This window comes from Asanoa ishikariensis, assembly GCF_900107455.1.
Lineage (GTDB): Bacteria > Actinomycetota > Actinomycetes > Mycobacteriales > Micromonosporaceae > Asanoa > Asanoa ishikariensis.
On the sequence record NZ_FNQB01000003.1, the window covers coordinates 1,222,134 to 1,241,252 of the forward strand.

The following is a 19,119-nucleotide window of genomic DNA, read 5'->3' on the forward strand; positions in this document are numbered from 1 at the left end:
ACACACCGTTCGACGGAGGCGCCCCCGGCACCCATCGTGATGAGACGCGACCGATCTCATCCCTGAGATTTAGGCGAGCGATGTGACCCCAGCCGGTCTTGCGGCCGAAGCCGCGAACCGGAATTCGCCGCGATAATGGCCCGGTGACGAGCGTGACGGCGGCTGACCGGCTGCGGGCCGGAATCGGGCGACTCCTGCGCTCGCCCGGGACGCTGCCACGGCTTTCGTGGCGCAGCCAGGCAGTCGACGCGGGCCTGGCGTTGCTGACGTACATCGTTGTCGGGAGCATCGGCATCACCCGGCGCGTACCCCCGGCGACGATGTACGACCAGCTGCCCGCCCCGCTCCGGGATCAGATCGTGCCGACCGACCTCCATCGGACCACCTGGGCAGTCCTGATGCTCCTGACGGTCGTACCGTTGGTGTTCCGCCGCCGGTACCCGCTGACGATGCTGTGGGTCGTGCTGGGCGTTGCGCCGTTGCTGGCCGCAGACCCGGTCGCGTTGCTGCTCTCCTTCGTCACCTGCATCATCGCCGGCTTCACCGCGGCGGTGCACAGCCCGTACCGGGTACCGGCACTGGCGAGCCTGCTGGTGGCGGTGCTGTTCTACGGCAACACGGAGGCCGTCCGCGTCCCGGACGCCGTCCTCCCGTTCCTGATCCTGTTCCCGATCCTGATCGCGGCCGACGGGCTGCGCCGCTGGAAGCACCGCGCCGACGAGGGCCGTGCGCACCTGTCCGCACTGGAACGAGACCAGATCACGGCGCTGGTCCGCGCCACCGAACACGAGCGGGCCAGGATCGCCCGCGAGCTGCACGACGTGGTGACGCACCACGTCAGCGTGATGATCGTCCAGGCCGGCGCTGGCCGAAAGGTCCTGGACACCGCCCCCGAGCAGACCCGGGAGGCCCTGCTGGCGATCGAGGCCGGCGGACGGGCCGCGATGACGGAGCTGCGCCACGTCATGGGCCTACTCACGATGAACAGCGCCGGGCCGGACTCCGCTGGTACGGCGGACCTCGCTCCCCAGCCCGGGCTGGACCGCCTTGACGCACTGGTCGACCGGCTGTCAGATAGCGGGGTCCCGGTCACCATGACCAGAACCGGGCAGCCGCGCCCGGCGCCGGCGGGCGTCGAGCTGGCCGCCTACCGGGTGGTCCAGGAGGCATTGACCAATACGGTTAAGCACGCGGCCGGCGCCACCGCGACGGTTCACGTCGAATACGGCGCCGACTACCTGCGGGTTCAGGTCACCGACACCGGCGGCGGACCCAGCGCGTCGGCTGCGGCCGGCGGCGGGCAGGGGCTGATTGGCCTACGAGAACGGCTCGCCGTCTACGGTGGAACCCTGCGCGCCGGGCCGCGCCTGACCGGCGGCTACCGCGTCGACGCACAGATACCGCTGGAGAACACGTGACCGAGCCCTTGCGGGTGGTGATCGCCGACGATCAACCGCTGCTCCGCGCCGGCTTCCGGATGATCCTGAACGCCGACGGCATCGACGTGGTCGCCGAGGCGACCGACGGCACCGAGGCCGTCGATGCGGTCGAGCGCACCCGGCCCGACGTTGTCCTGATGGACATCCGGATGCCGGAACTGGACGGGCTGGAGGCCACCCGGCGCATTCTCACCGGAGCCACCGACGAGCCGCGCGTAATCATGCTGACGACGTTCGACCTGGACCACTACGTCTACGCGGCGCTGACCGCCGGGGCCAGCGGCTTCCTGCTCAAGGACGTCACACCCGAGCACCTCGTCGCCGCCGTCCGCATGGTCCGCGCCGGCGACGCGCTGTTAGCCCCGGCCATCACCCGCCGCCTCGTCGAGCGGTTCGCCCACCGCGACCCCGACCCGCCCACCTCCCACCGCGACCTGGCGACGCTGACGAGACGCGAAATCGAAGTGCTGCAACTACTCGCCCGGGGTCTAAGCAACGCCGAGCTCGCCGGCCACCTGCGCCTGTCCGAGGCGACCGTCAAATCCCACGTCGCCCGAATCCTCGCCAAGCTCGGACTCCGCGACCGGGTACAGGCCGTCGTCCTCGCGTACACAACTGGACTGGTCAACCCGGCGACACCCACGTAGTAAGGGCCTCGTATCGAGGGCGACACGAGCCCGACTCCGAATTGGTCCTATAGAAGCGGCAGTCAGGGCGGCGATGCGCTTGGAGACCGCCTGCTGAGTCAGGGGCGAGGCCGACCTGCTGGGTGATCCGACCACTGTCGATCCGGCGCCGGTCCGGTCGGTGGTGTACCCGGACGGCTGCGGCAATCTCAAAACGAGTTGATATGACTCGCCTGGCACCACCAACCAGTTGGTTGATCGATCGCCTCAGTCAGTGCTACCGTCCACCAACCAGTTGGTTGAGGTTGAGGTGCATGGAAATGGCTGACCAAGCCGACCGTCGTCAGGCGCTGATCAGTGCGGCGTTCGCGGCGATCGCGAACGAAGGCTTCGAGGGCTTGCGGTTGCGGCCGATCGCTGCCGCCGCCGGCATCGACCACTCCACGTTGCACCACTACTTCCGGACCAAGGAGGACCTGATCGCCGCGGTGCTCGAGCACGTGACCAGCCAACTCGAGGGATCCATGCGAAACGACCTGGAACCCGCCGGGCGACTGCGCCACCACCTGGGTGCGATCGCCACGGCTATTGCGGAACGGCCTGAGCTCTTCATCGTGCTCGACGAGCTTGACCTGCGCGCCCGCCGCGATGTGACGATGGCTGCCAACATCAAACATGACGAGCAGGGCTGGCGGGCCGCGCTCGTGGCGCTGTTCGACGAAGGCATCGAGCAGGGGACCTGGTCGGTCGACCTCGACGTCCACGCCAGCGTGGAGCTCGTGATCGCCACCCTCAAGGGCCTTCGCTTGCGTCCCGATACGGCCGAGGTCGTCGTCAAGCAGCTCTGCGACCTCTATTCACGGGGAGCCTCAGAGTGATCAACGTAGTCATCATCGGCGGCGGCATCGGCGGTCTCGCGCTCGCGCAGGGCCTGCGGCGACACGGGGTCCAGGTCGCGGTGTACGAGCGCGACGCGCATCGCGACGACCGGCTGGACCGCTACCGGCTCGCGATCAACCCGGCCGGGAGCCGGTCGCTGCGAGCCTGCCTGCCCGACCAGCAATGGCAGGTGTTCCTGGACACCGCAGGCCGCCCCGGTGGCGGCTTCGGCTTCCTCGGCACCGACCTTCGCGAGCTGGTGGTCGTCGAGGACGCGATCATGTACCCGCATGTCGCCGACCCCGCCGAGCGGTCCTACCCCGTCGACCGCCACACGTTGCGCGGCATCCTCCTCGACGGGCTCGGCGACACCGTCCACTATGGTAAGACCTTTGACCGGTACGAGATCGGTGCCGCCGGCCGCCCAACCGCCCACTTCGCCGACGGCACCACGGCAACCGGTGACATCCTTGTCGGCGCAGACGGGATCAACTCCCGTCTGCGCGCGCAATACCTGCCCGCCGCCACCTGCCACGACACCCACGCGATCGGCGTCGGACTCAAGCTGCCGCTCGACCGGGACACCCGAACCTGGCTGCCCGCCCGGTTGGGCCAGGGCATGAACCTCGTCATGACGGCCGCGCCGCAGTTCCTGTTCACCTCGGCGTTCGAACGTCAACAGCCGGCCGGGGACGACTACCTGCTGTGCGCCTTCGTCGCCCGCGACGACCAGTTCCCCGCACACCCGGAAGGCCTCGACGGCACCCGGCTCAAGGCCCACATCGCCAGCCTGACCACCGACTGGCACCCGGCACTGCGCCAGCTCATCGACCAGTGCCCACCGGAGGACGTGAGCGCGTACCCGTTCCGGGCGTCCGACCGCCCAACTCGCTGGACGCCCTCCCAGGTCACCGTTCTCGGTGACGCGGTGCACAGCATGCCGCCAACCGGCGGCAACGGCGCCAATACCGCCCTGCGCGACGCCGCCCTCCTCACTCGGCAACTGTCGCAGGTCGCCCAGGGCCAACTACCCCTACTCGACGCGATCGGTGACTACGAGGCCGACATGCGCGATTACGGCTTCCAGGCGGTCGACCTGGCCATGGAGACCCTGCGGCAGGGGCTGACCAGCAACCCGGTCGACATGTTCTTTAGCCGCGCCTGGTTCCGTTTCTGCGACCTGGCGGCGCCGCTTCGCCGCATGACGTTCGGCAACAGCTGGGCAAAGGTCAGCGCCCCTCGCCAATGGGAGCGGGCGGTCACCACCCCGATCCGCACGCCCTAGGAATCGCGGTCGCGTCGGCGTTCCACATCAGAGCCGTAAGGGAACGTGCGAGGCGTCGGCCGCCTGGCTCGCCGACGTCACGACCACGTTCACGAAGTTCGACGTACCGACCGGGCCGGACTTCGTTGTGGTCGACTCCACCGCGGAGTACGTGAGTGCGGAGGCCAACGCTTCGTCGTGGCCTTGCGCGACATCTACCGCTTCGCGGGAGAGGATTGACCGCCATCACCTCGTACACGGTCGAACTGCCGACGGATAGCCTCGCCTGATCCCTGTCCTTCAATGATTCATCGGCGCCACCGCCTCGCTCGCCGCCATCCAGGCCGCGAAGGCGACGTGACCGATCCCGAACGCGACCAGGTCGGCATCCCAACGCGAACCTTTGCCGCCGGCGGACCACACGAGCAGGCCCACCCCGGCGGCCACGTTGAGCGCCGACCACACGCCGTTGACCACTGGTCCGGAGTTTCGGCCGGCGAGTGGGGTCAGGTGCCGACGGCCCGTGACGGCGGTGGCCAGGTGCGGTGCGGCATTGGCGATCAGCAACCCCGCGGCGAACGACGCGACTCGTGAACGATCCATTCCCGCACGCTAGCGACCGCGGTCTGCTGTCGCATAGTGCGGCGCTGTCGTCGCGGGCCGGGTCAACATATTAGTCAGGTCAGTCCCAGTTCCTCGGCGGTCGCGGCAGCACTTTCTCGCAGCGCGTCGCGTTCTGGACCGTCTGGCAGTTCGTCAGCGAGGGCGAGCGGGCGACGGCCACCGGTTGGACGCGCACCCAGAGTCAACCACGGGTACAGCGATCGGCGCAGGAACGACTTCACCCGCCGATGGGCACGGGTCGACCGCGGGAACCGACGGTTGGGCATGACGTGCCTTGCGGAGCGCTGGTGAGCCAAGAAGCGCAGAACGGCGCGTCGTAAACGAATCGAGGCCGCGCGGCGCCGGGGCCGCGGTCGCTGCTCGGCCGTTCCGTGAGGGTGCACTGGTAGTCGCAAGGCGCTGTCACGCTGGCCGGGCGACCGTAAGTCAGCCCTGAACTCATTCATCCATCGTTGGCTCCCACGACGCGCGATGTGCGATCCATGTGTGCTCGGTGGTTCCGGAACACGGTGATACGCGCCAGCAGTGCCCGGCATGCTTCGCGCCTCACAATTTGTACAGAGCATGAAAGATCGGCACCAAGCGGCAGCGCAGGGTGCTCACTAGTATCACCGTGTTTGCGCTCTAATCCGCTGCTTTGACAGAGGAGGCCTGAACGGTCGCGGCCCGACGACGCGCCTGGAGTCGAAGCGCCACAAGACTTGCCGCTCCCCCACCCACTTATCAGGGACCAGGCGCAGGACATTAGGCCCGGGATAGGTACGCACTACAGGTGGCTCATGGACTTAGCTCTGAACCCGATCCACCGATCGCCCGCCGGGCCGAGCCTGACCTCGTGCAACAAGACCACCTCCTTGGAGGGGAGGACATGGATGCGCCTCGGCGCGCCTGGCGCGGGTTCGAGGTCGGGCACGAACCTGCGCACCGGTGGTGGCTGCGGATCCCCACGGTCAGCGGCATGAGCGGATTCCAGCGAGCGCCTGATGAGGGGCGTTGCGGAAGTGGCATGAGATCAGCGGATCTACCACGATGGCGACAGCCTCGTCCTTGACTCTCCCGCAGGGGGAGCCGTCAGTGTGGACGTGTAAGGAGAGCCACGGAAGGAAACACCCATGAGCACTCAGCTTTCACTTGATCCGACAGTAGCCGCCCATATCGCCTCCATCAACAGGTTCGACATCGATGCCGTCATGGCCACGTTCGCTGAAAACGCGTTGGTCAACGACGTTCACCGCGAATTTTGGGGGCAAGAGCACATCCGTGCCTGGGTCGCTAAGGAAATGATGGACGATCACGTCACCCTCGAACCGGTCGAGGCTGTCGACAACGCCGGCATGCACGTTGTTCGGTGCAAGTTCGACGGTGACTACGACAAGACCAACCTGCCGGATCCACTGATCATGACGAACTACTTCCGGGTCAGCGATGGCAAGATCGTCACCCTGTTCGTTATTAAGAACAGCGATCCCGCGTACTGACCACCGCAACCTCCCGGGCCGGTCGCCCGTCCGTGGTGGGCCCGCGGGCGGGTAATCGGCTTGCCGGCGGGCCGCTGAGCGTGTCGTCGAGGCCTTGTCGGGCCTGCCGGTCGCCAGATGGCGAGACGATTGCCGGGTATGGCACGAGGTGCGCCGGCTGGTCGAGGATCGGGCCGACGCCGAGGAACGGGGAGAGTGCCTTCTGTACGGCGTCGACGTCGTCGAAGCCGTCACCGAACTGCTCACAGGTGTTCTACCGCAGGCCGAAGTCTCCGGACTGGCGCATCCACTCGAACGGCGCCTGACGGAACAGGCGTCGATCACACCGTGACAACTGTTAGCCTCCCGGGTCCGTTCGCGCACGCCGGCGATCCTCGGAAAGGAACGGTCAGCACCTCCGCGATGGCCAACCGAGAACGTGAGGTTTCGGTGCTTCTGGGCCTGTAGATGGCGCGTCGTGACGGTGCCAGTGCCGGACCGGCACCGTCACGACAGCAGCACGCATCCTGGTGAGCGCGCGCCATTTGGTGCGGATTCATTCAGGCGGCGGCTGGTTGCTACACCGTGGGGCCAGCGGCGAGCGACCGAGGAGGGCCATCGCCCGAAGAACCTGCGCCCGCTCGGACGGTCTCGTGCCGCGCAGAACGATCACGACGAGGACGATCCGGGTCACCGCCCAGATCATCGTGCAGGAAACGGGGACGAGGAACGCGTAGGTGTGCAGCGCGTCCATTGAGGCAACCTCCGGCAGACACGGCACGCACGCGTCCGCTATGACAGCTGCACGAGATCAAACGCGGGTCGGCATCGTCAATCTCTACAGTCGTGTGCGGAGAGTTCCCCAACCTACGTGTCCTGCTTCCGATGATTTACAGCCGTAAGCGAGGATTGAACCGTGCGTCTGACTCGCCTCCTTAGCATCGCCGCCAGCGTCTTCGGCGTCCTCGCTACCACGCTAGTCCGTGTCTGTGAAGCGGACACGCGGCGAAAGTCCGAACATCAGCCAAGTAGGCGCTGGGCGGCTGATGTTTAGCGGATCTGCCGCGCCGTCTGGTAGCACGGTCGCCGGCGCCTGGGTAGTGACTATTGACAGAAGGTGCGCCTGGTCGTTAGGTCGAACGCGCTCCCCGGCGCGTCATCCGCAGCGAGACGCGCTTTACTTCACTTCCCATCCAGTAAGGTAGAGAAACTGTACGAATGAATAGCACATTCATCGCGCGCAGGGGGCGATCGTGGTATGACTGCCTCATGCCGCGCTCGAAGAACAGATTCGGGATAGGGAGTACGCTGCCGCGCAAAATGCGTCGGGTTTTGCGCCTCTTTCCAGCGAGCAACTCTCCGGAGTCGACGTCCCGGAACCACACTCGTCCGGCTGCATCAACGAACCGAAACCATCTTCTGTATGCATCGAGCGGGACGCGCACCGATCGGTGCGATTCGTCGCTTTCGGGCGCCTCGCTCCAAGTTAGAGAGCCATCTGGGGCAAGGCTGCTTGCGTACATGCCGTCAGATTTGCTTATAGCTGATGTTCCAAATGGTCCCCATTTGGATTCGGGACGATACCGGCTTTGCAAGATTGGGTCGGCGGTCGCCTTGACCTCGCGCTTGGTCATTGCGCGAAAGACCATCCCAACGTTGGTGATTGGCAAGTCTGATCCGTTATGCACGAAGACGGTAACCCTTTCAACTGCTACTTCATGTTCTTGGTCGTTGATGTGGTAAACGACCAACTTCTCAATCCAAGCAGCGATGGCGCTTGCCTGCTCTCGATCAGCTGCCCTTCGATCGCGAAGAATAATATAGAGAGCTAGGAAGATCGAGACGGAACTGCCAACCGAACTAACCCACTGTGGGATGTTTCCCCAAAGACCATTCACCGGGGTAGTATAGATATAGGTCGAAGGAGCGTGCGACGCCGACAGGAGGACCACTCCAAGCGCAGCCGCACCGCGGCGCCTCGTCGCCAGCCACCTAGCCGCCGGCACGTAAGGCCTCTACTACGTCGTCAGCGAGTCCCGCAGGAGCTCAACCACTAAGCTACGCGCCGCCGCGCCGGTTGAGTCAGACCCGAGCCCTTCACATGGCAGCGGAGGTGACTCGTTAGGACCACAAGATCGGATCCACCTGGTACCGACAGTCTGCCTGGTGCGGATGCTGCCCAAGGCTTCCCATGCTCGGACCCAACGTTGCCGTTGAGTCCCACCCCGCGGGCTCGGTGTCGTGGTCACCGTTCTAGGACCTGGTCGGTCTCGTCTTGTGCGCTGCCCGCGCTAGCTCGTTGTCTTCTTGGCCGGTTGAACCATGCTCTAACTTTTGTGCAATCCACAGCACCCGCGCGCTCAGCCGCTCGACATCGCTGCCATACCGATGGCTCTCATAATCATCGAGCGGCTGTACATCTGGCAACTGCTCAGCGATCAATGCGGCTACATTGCCGACGGGGAACCACGGCGGCAGATCTTCAATATCATTTGCCCAGCGCGGAGATGCTTCGCCTCCGACACTCTCGCTCCAAGTAGAAACGCCGACTAGTACCGGATCCAACGTCTGCGGTTGATCAGTCAGCAGTTCAACAATGACGCTTTGAATCTCCTCATCGCCTATCTGTGCGGCCGTCCATGAGAGCACTCGTCTCGCGTGCATCGCGTTTGCGGTCCACGTCGCAGCCAAGGACCACGGTGCAGCCACCAGCAAAGTCATTATTTCTGCACTCGATTCAGCCTCAAGCTGAGTCCGTTCTGCCTTTCGTGCTACAAACATCAGCTCGCGCAGAACCGCAACCGCAGCCGCAAGTGGTTCCAGACGAACGCTGCGCGCAATTACCTCTCGAAAATCATGATCGTCAGCGTTGCGAGCGACCTTCGCAGCAAGACTAGCTGTGGTATCCAGCCCAACCGGAATTAGCGAGATTATCGGTGGCAGGTTCACCGCAACCGCTGTCGCAGCCATTAGACGCTCGCAAAGGTCACGGTCGTATGGGCGATGAGTCACCCGCGCCCACGGGCGTGCGGCTTCAAGCAGTTCGTGATGCTCGCGAACCAATCGCTCGGCGTCTGTCTCTTCTGGTTCCGGCTGTGGTGGCGCCTCCACAGGCGGTGCCTCGGCCGTCACACCCTTCCAAGTTGCGGTCAGAGATAATGAGGCGCGCTTAAGCTCGTTAACTGAATCGGCCCATAGCTGATCGTCGGTGCCCTCTGGAGGGCGTCCGGGCCAGCGGCCGGCCGAATCAAGCAGGCGCCGGGCGCACCTTTCAACCCAGTCACACCACGGCGTCAGTGCTTCATCCACAGCCTTAGCTGCGTGAAGCTCCGCGCTTAGCTGCACGAAGGGAGCGCTGAGCGTAACCACGGCCGCTGCCAAGGCATTGTCTAGCGCCTCTGCGTAAAGTCGCGTCTCCGCCCGGGATGGCTCGACCGTCAAGCGTTCGCCGTTCGCGTCGTAGATCAACATAGAGCGACTGACACGCCTGCGCATCAGTCGCCAGTCGTCGACGGCAATCTTGACGCCAGCCCGCTGTTGATGACCGCTCTCAATGATTGCGCCACATTGACGAGCCACTGCCAGCATTGTTGACGCGGCAGCTGTCGCCAGACCATGATCACGCACAGAGAACGACGCACTTACGACGTCCGCCGCTTCGGCATCGGTCAGGTTCCATGATCGCTGTAGTTCTTGGAACTCAGCGAGCTGTTCCTTCTTCCACTCCCTTAGCAGGTCCGCCGTAAAGTGCTGAGAAGTTTGATCAATTTCCCAGGCGTGTGTCTCGCAGAGCGGAATCAGGTTCGACGCATCACGGTTGTCAGCCTCGGACATGCCCGGGTCCCAGCGAGGGCCGCCCTGGCTACGCGCGTGGATGTGAGCAACGCGGCTGTTGAGGATGTACTCGCCTGTCTCGTCGTTCAGCCGGTAAAGGGGCTTCTTGCAGGTTGGCTCGCCGCACCGCCATGCCGTGCCGTAGAGCTGCTTGATCGTGCCCTCAGTCGGCGTCCGATGCTCGACTGGGCCGGCACCTGAAGTGTTTGACACCTAACCATCATCGCCGATCGCTATCCCGCGAGATGTGAACCCCCGCGCGTCGAAGCGCATGGAGGGCGTTCGTTGGCCGCTCTCCACCTTCGCCCTTCACGAAGGCCCGCCTGAATATCCGAAGCAGCGACGATCGCTGCATACCGGGACGCGATCAGGTCAGCTGCCAGGTGCCGCTATTGACGGCCACGTCCGTGGGCATGTCCAGCCGTCCCCATGTTCGGGGAGACCCGCCGAGGGTTCGAACCTGCGCCGTGATCGCGCTACGACCGCCGGATCCGGACCGGCGCGACGGCCACAAATTGGCCCTGAGCTGCGGGAATGCAGTTTGGATTGTGCCACGTTTGGTCCACTCGGGTTCGAGCTCCGTCGGGACCACCCGGGTTCGAGCTCCGTCCGCCATCTTCGATGCGGACAACCCGAACCCGCGGGTTTGGCTCCATGCGCCAGTCGCTCCTCTACCGGGTCGACCGGTACGCCGACAGTCGGTGATCTTTCGCGCGGGGCTACCCTGATGACAGCGCGACGCGCTGTTCGATCACGATCTTGCCCAAGTGCTGGTCAGCGGTTTGGGGTGTTCTGCGGGTTCCCGGCGGCGCACCGCCAATGAAGGCTCTGAACTGGCGTTTCATGCCAGATCGGAGCTCTCCTCATGTCTAATATGGACACTTGTGTGCTCGATGTGTGATCGACGGTCTGGGCGACGGTCCCTGGGCGACGGCGATGAACGACATCCAACTTCCAGCAGGATCATGTGCCGGACCCCGATGAAGGTCTGTGGGTTGCATCATCGGGATCCGAGCTGATCGTCCAGCGTGTCTTGAAGCCACGGTCCCCCGCTTGCGGGCACCAAGTTCTGGATCACGCCACAGCATGCCCACCGCCCTGCCAACCGGCCGGAGATGACTTTTCGACGGCGGAGGCGTGGGAGGCGATCAGCCGTGAGGTGTGTCCGCATTGACGCTGGGGAATCTAGCTGCGTCGCTGCGCTCATCCGTTCGACGAGCGGGTCGTGGCAAGATCCGCGTGTCGGGCGGGCGGCCCGGCACCGTGACGATCCCCGGCCGACGCGACCGCGCCACCCGGTAGAGCCGGATGCTGGCCGTGTCCACCAGCACGCTTCCGGTCGGGCCGGCGTGGGCGTATCAGCCGAAGTGGGACGGATGGCGATGCCTGGCCTCGGTCCGCGAAGGCCGGGTGCAGCTGCAGACCCGCAACGGCAAACCGATCGGTGGGCAGTTCCCCGATATCACCCGCGTCCTGCGCCGCAGCGTGCCACCCGGTGTCGTCCTCGACGGCGGGCTCGTCGTCTGGGACGAAGCCCGCCAACGCAGCAGCTTCTCCCTGGTGTAACGACGTGCCGGCACCGGCCGGCGGGTGCTGCAGCTTGCGCGCGAGTACCCGGCGCATTTCGTGATGCCAGGCTAAATGTCGATCGGCAAGTCGCTACCACTCCTCGTGGACGGTGTGCAGGAACTCTTGCCGCCAGTCATTTCCCACCCTTTCCTTGTGCGCCGTCTGCTTAACCATCTTTAGGGCGTTTAGCGCTTGCCTATTGCCCGGTGCCGCCGCGTGGGTGAGGTCGCGGACCCGGGTCAGGAATCGCCCCCGGGAGCCTCTGCCCCATCGAGTACGTAATGTGCGAGCTTCGATCTTGCCGCTAGCACTTCTATACCGACAAGGCGACCTTCTTCATCAAAGTCAAGGTTGATCATGCCGCCGACCTCGATCGGATCACATGCATATACTTTTTTTGATGCGACCCGACTCTGCGGATCCGAGAGATACACGTATGCAGCATTGGCGCCAGGATCGTACGTAACGCGAAATTCGGTCATGGCCTAGCTCTCTGGAGTCGCGAAGGATATCCTCTATCCACGTTCCTTATGACTGTATTGATGTTTCCGTCAATCGTCTTTCCAATAAATATCTTTGAACCCGGATCATAATAGCCCATCTTCCATTGGCCGTCGTGCCAGTACGGGAAAGGTTCTCTGTCGAGGACCCTGCGGGCCTCCGCCTCGCTTACCTCGCGACTCGCGAGGCGATCACGCGCATGGTTACTAAATTGGTCGCCAGGGAGGTCTTCAGGGCAGTTGTGGACAAGGATTGGCGTAACGCCAGCGAGGACATAGTAGGTGTGGATGTTGTCAACGGTGAGGTTATACATGGTGACCGGGCCGCTGTATGTGGTTACTTTCCGAACCACGGCCCCTGAGGCATCGAGGGTGTCCAGGGTAACGCCGTCGTGAAGGTTCGCTGCACCGACCCACTCGCCCCGGCTTGGTACCCAGAAGGGGTGCTCGTCGGTCGTCTTTACAACTGTCTCGACCCCGTTAACGGTAGTAACCGTGAGGTCCGTCAATGCCACGTCGATGTTGACGTGAAGCTCGGTCACCTTCCTGGCGGTTGTTTCACCCGACTCTGGGTCGGTGACCGTAAGCTGGTCTCCGACTTCGATTTGGTCGATGGGTCTCGTTTTGCCGTCGGCCATGAGTACCAACGTTCCCGCCGCAAAGCTGTTTGCCTTGCACGCCGCCCCAAGGAGGTCGTCGGCCTCCTTTTGCACAGCCTTCTCTGCGTCGAGGACTTCTCTCGCCCATTTGCGTTCTTTAGCCAGAGCTCCTACTGCTTTTATGGCCCTTGCGATGCCGCTAATCAGCTCCCCTGATCGGCGGGCGAGAGAAAACGCTCGGCCAACGGGGAAGACGTCGAGGGCTGCCCAGAAGCATGCTGCAGCGCTTCCGTCTATGCAGCCCATGATGTTGTCGATCCCGAGGAGGCTGATGACGATTTGGCCGGCCGCTTCGATCACGACATCGAGTGTGGATTTGTCCTCAATGTCGTGCGCTTTGTCGACGTCCTCTTTGGACGGCTTCGTGCCTCCGCCGTCGTCGCCCTTCGGTGGCGTGGGCGGGTCTGGCGGTGGCTTGACGGGATTGCTGTCCATGCCATCGTCGATGCGGCCCAGGCCGCTGGGATCGCTGCTTGTTACCGGGCTGTTGTTGGCGTAGGCGTAGCCGTTCCAGCTTTGCGGGTCGGAGAGGTCGAAGAGGGGGTCGACGCTGATGAAACGGCCCAAAGTGGGATCGTATTCGCGGGCGTCGATGTGGGTCAGGCCGGTCGGGTCGAGGGTGCCGCCGACGAAACCTTTTTGACCTGGCCAGGTGCCTGGCTGGTTGCCGCGGGGTTCGCCGAAGGGCATCGTGCGGCGACGGGTCATTGCCAGGGTGTCGGAGTTGATGGTGGCTTGGTTGGTGTCGTGGTGGTCGGCGGAGAGCCAGGTCAGGCCGGCGATGGTGCGGACGGCGACTGTGTCGCCATTGTGTGAGTAGTAGCGGGTGCCATCTGAGGCGGCGGTGCCGTTGCGGTGGATTTCGGTGTCGCCGAGGTAGAGGGTGGTGCCGTTGGCGTCTCGGCGGAGGATCCGGTTGCCGTCGGCGTCGTAGACGTAACTGGTGGTCAGGCCAGCCTGGGTGGTGGTTTCGAGGTGGCCTTCGGCGTCCCAGGTCAAGGTTTGGGTCGTGCCGTTAACGGTTCGGCTGGTGGTGAACCCGCCGCCGTTGTAGCCGAAGGAGTCACCGGGACGGCTTGCTGCCCCCGTGTAGGCGACGGAGGAGACCGCGTGCGGCTGCGGCGCCCCAGCGGCGGGGTAGGTGCTGGTGGCGGTGGTGGTGCCTGCCGCTGTGGTGGTGGCCTGGGTTTTACGGTTGCCGGTGACGTCGTAGGTCCAGGCGACCTGGTAGGGGTCGGTACCAGTGCGCTGCGGTGTGGTGGTGCAGCCGGTGGCGGCCTGGGTCCAGGCGTTGGTCATCCGGCGTTGGTGGTCGTATTTGAAGCATTCGATCTGGTCGAGCACGCCGTTGGTGGTGCCGTCCATGGACAGGACGTTGCCGGCGTCGTCGTATTTGAAGGCGGTGCTGGTTTTGCTGTCCCACTTGGTCGTGTCGGCCTGGTTTTGCGTGGCGACGTCGCTGGTGTTCAGGCGGCGCGTGCCTGTTTCCAGGACGTAGGACTGGCGGACCTGTTTGGTTCCGGTGCCTAGGAGACGCTGGGTAACCTGGCCGTCCCACGCGAGGGTCGTCCCACCGACGTAGGTGGTGGCACTGCCCGCCTTCATCGTCGTTGCCGCTCCTGCGGCGGTGTATTCGTAGACGAGCGTCTCGGCCGGGAGCCCACCGACCGAGGCACCACCTGGCAGGGTCGCGGTCGCGATGGAACCATCCACGTTGTACGTCGCCGAGGTGGTGTAGCTGCCGAGGCCGACCTCGCTGACCGGCACGGTGACTGTGGTTCCGAGCGGCTGATAGCTGGCGTCGTATCCCGTCACGGCTGTGGTGTAGGTGTTGCCGCCGGTGTGCCGGGTGGACGAGGTGGGCAGGCCCTTGGCCAGGGTGTCGTAGATCCACGAAGCCCGCAGGGTGCCAGTGGCGGAGTCGTCGCGAAGTTCGGTCTGTCGGCCGAGCTCGTCGTATTTGCGCCACAGGACTTCGCCGCGTCCGTCAGTGGACGTGATCAGTTGGCCGGCGTTGTTGTAGGTGCTGGTGGCGGTGCCGGCGTCTGGGTCGACGGTTTTGGTGCGGCGGCCGAGCAGATCGTAGGTGTGGTCCCAGTGGTTGCCGGCAGCGTCGGTCACCTTCGTCAAACGGTCGCTGTCGTCGTAGGCGTAGGACGTGTCCTCGTGTGTCCCGGATGGGCCTGAGCCGGCGTACTGCCAGACTGCACTGGCGCGTCCGCGGGCGTCGGTGATTGTGGTCGTCGGGGTGGCGCCGACCGGTGGGTCGACGTTGACTCTGTCGCCGTCGTAGGTCGCGGTCGTCAACCATTTGCGGGTGTCGAGAGACCAGAGCTCGTCCGTCGACTGCCGGCCCAGGCTGTCGTAGGTATACCGGTTCTGTGTCTCGACGTTGGAGTCCGCGAAGTTGCGCAGGGCGTTGCCAGGGGCGGTGTTGCCGTCGTAGAACGCGGAGATCTTGTTCACGAGGCCGCGCTCGTCGTATTTGCTATCGGAGACGGTCGTTTTCCCGTCCGGCGACATCTGTTGCGTCTGCCGCGGCCGGAGCAGACCGTCGAAGAACTCGAATGATGAGATTTGGGCGCCGGCCGGGTTGAGGGTCTTGGTTTGGATGGAGTTCGGTGCGGTGTTGGTGACCGCGTACGCGTACTCGGTGTTCGGGGTCAGGTTCGTCTCCCGGCCGGGCAGCCAAACCTTCGTGGTGCGGCCCAACGCGTCGTACTGGCCCGTGGTGACCTTGCCGTTCGCGTCGTTGACCGTGATCGGTAGCCCGCGTGTGGGGTCGAGGGTGGTGGTGATCTCTTGCTTGTTCGTATCCGGCATGGGGTTGCGGACCTTGACCGTGGCGTCCAGGCCGTTGGTGCCCTGGGTGTAGGTCGTGGTGCCCGTCCGGTCCAACGCGTCGGCGACGGAAGTGGCTCGTCCGTACGTGGTGTCGTATCCGATGGTTGAGGTTTTGATGTAGTTCGGTGTTGACCCGGTGTACGAGGTGGCTGCCTCGGTCTTGGTGACGAGGCCCTTGGTGGGCGCGGCGCCGTGGGTCGTGGCACCGTCGTAGAAGGTGCGTATGTCCGAGACGGCGTCGGCGGGGAACGACGGCGTCGCTGTACAGGCGACGCCCACAGTGCGGACCCGGTTGGGCATGCCGATGAGGTAGCGGCCGCCGGTGGTGTTGTCGGTGTACCAGTACTCGGTACAGCGGTCGTCGGTGCTCAACGCGACGTCGCCGCGGTCGTTGGTTTTAAGTAGGTAGCCGCGGCCCGGGTCCCAGGTGTTTTCGACGGCGGTCTCGCGGAACCGAGGTGGTGTGGCGCCCGCGAGCCAGGTGTAGGTGCGGGTGACCAGGTTCCGGCTGATGATCGACCGCTGGTCAGCCGGGATCACCCATCCGAACAGGGACCGTATGCCGGTCTCGAAATTCACGGGCTCGTAGATCGTCTTCGACTGGATCTGTCCTGCGGAGTCGACGTGCTGCTCCTCGAGCAGCCAACCGCGTCGCCACCGGTTGTCCGGCCACGCCGTTCCGATCGAGTTCGTGACGGTGGAGACCCGGTCCTCACCGACGTCGGTCAGATCGCCGCGGAGGCCGCGCATGAAGATCTTCTTGGTCACCGTCTTAGGACCCGCGTCGGGTCCGGTGGTGATGGTGACGTTGGTGTAGCCGCGCCAGTCACCCCACGACTTTTTGTATCGGTCTTCGTCCCCGCCTTCCCGGCCGGCGGTGGCCCACATCGACGCCCCGCCGTCGTAGGCCCACAACACTGACGTGGACGCCGCGTCGAGGCTGTAGGCGTACTTGTTCACGACGTCGGGCGACCCGCCAACGAGGTCCTTCTCGGTGACGCTTTCGACGACGTACTTGTGCCACCAGCCGAAGCCGGCCTCGACGGTCTGCGGCTTGAAGAACCTCGGGAAGCAGCGGCGCGGGTTGTTTTCCGGGGTCGGGAACGTCCCCCCGAACTGGCAGCCGCCGCCGACACCGGTGTACTTGACCCCGATGAGCCCGCCGGTCTCGGTCTTGACCTCGTTGATCCGGAACTTGCGTGGTTGGGCCATTGTCGCGCCCGGGTCGTAGTCCGCACGTTGGTCCATGCGCACGCCCTCGAACCGCACCTCAGGCAGGGTCAGGGCGGTACCACCGGCCCTACCCGTGCGCTGGATAGACCGCAGCCACAGCACCGGGTCGGTCCCGTTACCCGTAGACGGGAAATCGTGCGTCAGCGCCCATTCGTCGACGCTGTTGTAGGTGGTGCCGGTGCCTGTCCAAATCTGGGTCGTGACCTTCGCCAGCTTCTTCGACGTCCAGAACGACGGGGCGAGGTTCTCCGGGCACGCCGAGGCCGACGTCGAGCAGTCCAGGTCCCACGGTGTATCCGGCCAATTCGCAGTTTTCGGGGCAGCGAAGGTCCCACAGTCGCTCAAGCACCGCTCGTTGTTGGTGAAGAGCACCTTCGCCGGCGGTGTCGCGGTGGCGAGCTCGGTGCCGGCACGCATGCCGTACTCGATGCGGTTCAGATCGGCGGAGCGATCGTAGGTCTGGAACCACTCCCCATGGCCGAGCGTGCCGGAACGTTGCGTCTGCTTGTCGTAGAAGTACGCCATCGAGTTGTTGTGCACATCGACGACGTAGTCCAGGTTCCACCGCCACGTCACGTACGCGAACGAGTCCCGGATGCCCGCCGCGTTGTACAGCGGCTCGTTCGCGTGGTTGAACAAGACCTTGACGTTCAGCGCCGAGTGCGTCTCCCGTTTGCCCGTCGACCAGCCCGGCAGACGGTTGAGGCCGAACGTGTACTTGGTGCCGTCAGCGGTGGTCAGCCGCCAGTGCTCACCGGTCGCGCCGTTGCTCGCCCCTTCCAGCTGCTCCAGCTTCTCCCCGTCGTCGTCGGCCAACCGCCACGTCCCGTTGGCGTCAGGGATCATCTCGGTGGACTTGCCGCCCCACACGAGGCGGAAGTTCGAGAACCTGTAACACAGGTCCCCGGTCATCGCGACCCAGGAAGGGTGGTGGTCGATGTCGTCCGCGCAGGGCCGGTACGCCCGTTCGATGTAGCCGCCGGTCTGCAGGTCCCAGCCCTCACCGACCGCGCCCGGCTGGACGTTCTCCCCCGCCGTCTGCCCATCAACCGAACCCGAGTTGTACGACAACCCGACACTCGGCTGCAGACCACCCGGGACCGGCGGCACGGCCATCGGATACGACCAGGAGAAGTCACCGGCCGACGTGCCCGCGGTCCACTCGTACGACGACTTGTACGACGTCTTCGAGAAGTCACCGGTGTCCGACGACGGCGCCGCCATCACCGCCAACACCTGCGCACCCGCACTCATCGCGGGATCCGGCGCCGCCTGCTGCGGGCTACCAGAAGCGGGGGCATCAACGGCGGGAGCGTCGACCACCGCGGACACGTGACCGGTCCGGTTGTCCAGCCGCGACGACTCCACCGGCTGCGGGCTCGAACACCCCTCGGCCGCCGGCGTCGTCAACACACAAGCCGGGAACCGGGCCACCATCAACCGCGAACGCCAGCCACCACCGAACGCACCCGCGAAACCCGACGTGTCCACATCCACGGCCACCGGCCCGGACGACGAGCCGCCGTCCGCCCGCTGCACCCGGAACAACACACCGTCGAGGGCCGCGGCCTTCGACACCTTCTGGTCAAACACCTCCACCGACGCACGAGCCGGCACCGACGCTGCCGACCGAGCCGCCGCGTCCACCTGCGGCCGACCGACCGACACCACCCCAGATCCCGCCTGCGCAAGACGCCCACGCGCGCCCGCAGCCGGCGCGGCCGGCAGGTCAACCTCCTGCAGCGACGCCGCCGGCCATTTCGGCGAAGAAGGCGTCCACTGCGGCATCGACGACTCCGACACCGCCGCTGGTTTATGCGGCGACGTCGGCACCGACCGCTGCGAGATGTCCGGGCTGGACGTGCCGCCCGGTGGGGCAGCGGCCGCCTCCGGTGCTGCCAACAGCGATGCGATCATCACGGCTGACATCACCGCGGCGATGCGTGGGCGTTTCAGAATCACGGCGAAGCTACGGGCCACAGACATCAGGCGTCTCCCTGTACCGAGACTGCAGCTCCCCGCGACAGCAACATGCCCGTCACCACCGTCGACCCAACTGGGTCGTCAGCGGTTGACCAGCGCGCACCCGACGAGAGCCTTGGTGCGCACATGAAACCCCACCTAGCGCGAAGAGCAAGACGCGGTGAACCGTCCACCACCCGCCGAGGTGGCCGTCCATGGCTGGGAGCTG

At 65.0% G+C, this 19,119-nt stretch carries 13 protein-coding genes; 7 read left to right on the top strand and 6 right to left on the bottom strand.

Features of this window, described 5'->3' with window-relative positions:
• The first annotated feature begins 143 nt into the window (after nt 1–143).
• The 4 genes from BLV39_RS29545 to BLV39_RS29560 all read left to right on the top strand — a co-directional run bounded on the left by BLV39_RS29545 (nt 144) and on the right by BLV39_RS29560 (nt 4,229).
• A complete protein-coding gene (locus tag BLV39_RS29545; RefSeq protein WP_090799923.1) occupies nt 144–1,418 on the top strand; it encodes a sensor histidine kinase in 1,275 nt (424 codons plus the stop codon).
• The gene (locus BLV39_RS29550; RefSeq protein ID WP_090799924.1) at nt 1,415–2,086 is read left to right on the top strand and encodes a response regulator; all 672 of its coding nucleotides are present in this window, start codon (nt 1,415–1,417) and stop codon (nt 2,084–2,086) included. The genes BLV39_RS29545 and BLV39_RS29550 overlap by 4 nt, the downstream gene beginning before the upstream one ends.
• Nucleotides 2,087–2,385: 299 nt before the next feature.
• Nucleotides 2,386–2,943 (top strand): TetR/AcrR family transcriptional regulator, encoded by a 558-nt coding sequence (locus BLV39_RS29555; protein WP_176985136.1) that lies wholly within the window; start codon nt 2,386–2,388, stop codon nt 2,941–2,943.
• Nucleotides 2,940–4,229 (top strand): FAD-dependent oxidoreductase, encoded by a 1,290-nt coding sequence (locus BLV39_RS29560; RefSeq protein ID WP_090799926.1) that lies wholly within the window; start codon nt 2,940–2,942, stop codon nt 4,227–4,229. Before BLV39_RS29555 ends, BLV39_RS29560 begins: the two co-directional genes overlap by 4 nt.
• Nucleotides 4,230–4,508: 279 nt before the next feature.
• Here the strand turns inward: BLV39_RS29560 and BLV39_RS29565 are convergent, their stop codons facing one another.
• Nucleotides 4,509–4,811, bottom strand: coding sequence for a hypothetical protein (locus tag BLV39_RS29565; RefSeq protein WP_143049930.1), 303 nt, complete (start codon nt 4,809–4,811; stop codon nt 4,509–4,511).
• Nucleotides 4,812–5,944: 1,133 nt separating this feature from the next.
• Between BLV39_RS29565 and BLV39_RS29570 the strand changes: the two genes are divergently transcribed.
• Entirely contained in the window at nt 5,945–6,310 is a 366-nt protein-coding gene (locus tag BLV39_RS29570; protein ID WP_090799928.1) for a nuclear transport factor 2 family protein, read from the top strand.
• Nucleotides 6,311–6,458: 148 nt separating this feature from the next.
• The gene (locus BLV39_RS29575) at nt 6,459–6,641 is read left to right on the top strand and encodes a hypothetical protein (protein WP_090799929.1); all 183 of its coding nucleotides are present in this window, start codon (nt 6,459–6,461) and stop codon (nt 6,639–6,641) included.
• Nucleotides 6,642–6,845: 204 nt separating this feature from the next.
• Here BLV39_RS29575 and BLV39_RS29580 read toward each other — a convergent pair whose 3' ends face one another.
• The 3 genes from BLV39_RS29580 to BLV39_RS44405 all read right to left on the bottom strand — a co-directional run bounded on the left by BLV39_RS29580 (nt 6,846) and on the right by BLV39_RS44405 (nt 10,123).
• Complete coding sequence (locus BLV39_RS29580) at nt 6,846–7,043, bottom strand: hypothetical protein (RefSeq protein WP_090799930.1); 198 nt, start codon at nt 7,041–7,043, stop codon at nt 6,846–6,848.
• Between the two features lie 376 nt (nt 7,044–7,419).
• Nucleotides 7,420–8,187, bottom strand: a complete 768-nt coding sequence (locus tag BLV39_RS42535; RefSeq protein ID WP_143049931.1) for a hypothetical protein — start codon at nt 8,185–8,187, stop codon at nt 7,420–7,422.
• A 355-nt stretch (nt 8,188–8,542) separates the two neighbouring features.
• Complete coding sequence (locus BLV39_RS44405) at nt 8,543–10,123, bottom strand: hypothetical protein (RefSeq protein ID WP_244895846.1); 1,581 nt, start codon at nt 10,121–10,123, stop codon at nt 8,543–8,545.
• Between the two features lie 1,317 nt (nt 10,124–11,440).
• On the opposite strand from BLV39_RS44405, the gene BLV39_RS29590 reads away from it, so the two are divergent.
• Nucleotides 11,441–11,689, top strand: a complete 249-nt coding sequence (locus tag BLV39_RS29590) for an ATP-dependent DNA ligase (RefSeq protein WP_176985137.1) — start codon at nt 11,441–11,443, stop codon at nt 11,687–11,689.
• Nucleotides 11,690–11,931: 242 nt separating this feature from the next.
• On the opposite strand, the gene BLV39_RS29595 is transcribed toward BLV39_RS29590, so the two are convergent.
• Complete coding sequence (locus BLV39_RS29595; RefSeq protein ID WP_090799932.1) at nt 11,932–12,174, bottom strand: DUF2283 domain-containing protein; 243 nt, start codon at nt 12,172–12,174, stop codon at nt 11,932–11,934.
• Nucleotides 12,171–18,914, bottom strand: coding sequence for a polymorphic toxin-type HINT domain-containing protein (locus BLV39_RS29600; RefSeq protein ID WP_143049932.1), 6,744 nt, complete (start codon nt 18,912–18,914; stop codon nt 12,171–12,173). The genes BLV39_RS29595 and BLV39_RS29600 overlap by 4 nt, the downstream gene beginning before the upstream one ends.
• Nucleotides 18,915–19,119: the final 205 nt, after the last annotated feature.

Excerpts from the sequence above, each read along its gene's own strand:
- BLV39_RS29555 (WP_176985136.1), top strand. The coding sequence starts at position 2,386 with ATGGCTGACCAAGCCGACCGTCGTCAGGCGCTGATCAGTGCGGCGTTC.
- BLV39_RS29565 (WP_143049930.1), bottom strand. The coding sequence starts at position 4,811 with ATGGATCGTTCACGAGTCGCGTCGTTCGCCGCGGGGTTGCTGATCGCC.
- BLV39_RS29570 (WP_090799928.1), top strand. The coding sequence starts at position 5,945 with ATGAGCACTCAGCTTTCACTTGATCCGACAGTAGCCGCCCATATCGCC.
- BLV39_RS29580 (WP_090799930.1), bottom strand. The coding sequence starts at position 7,043 with ATGGACGCGCTGCACACCTACGCGTTCCTCGTCCCCGTTTCCTGCACG.
- BLV39_RS44405 (WP_244895846.1), bottom strand. The coding sequence starts at position 10,123 with ATGTCCGAGGCTGACAACCGTGATGCGTCGAACCTGATTCCGCTCTGC.
- BLV39_RS29595 (WP_090799932.1), bottom strand. The coding sequence starts at position 12,174 with ATGACCGAATTTCGCGTTACGTACGATCCTGGCGCCAATGCTGCATAC.
- BLV39_RS29600 (WP_143049932.1), bottom strand. The coding sequence starts at position 18,914 with ATGTCTGTGGCCCGTAGCTTCGCCGTGATTCTGAAACGCCCACGCATC.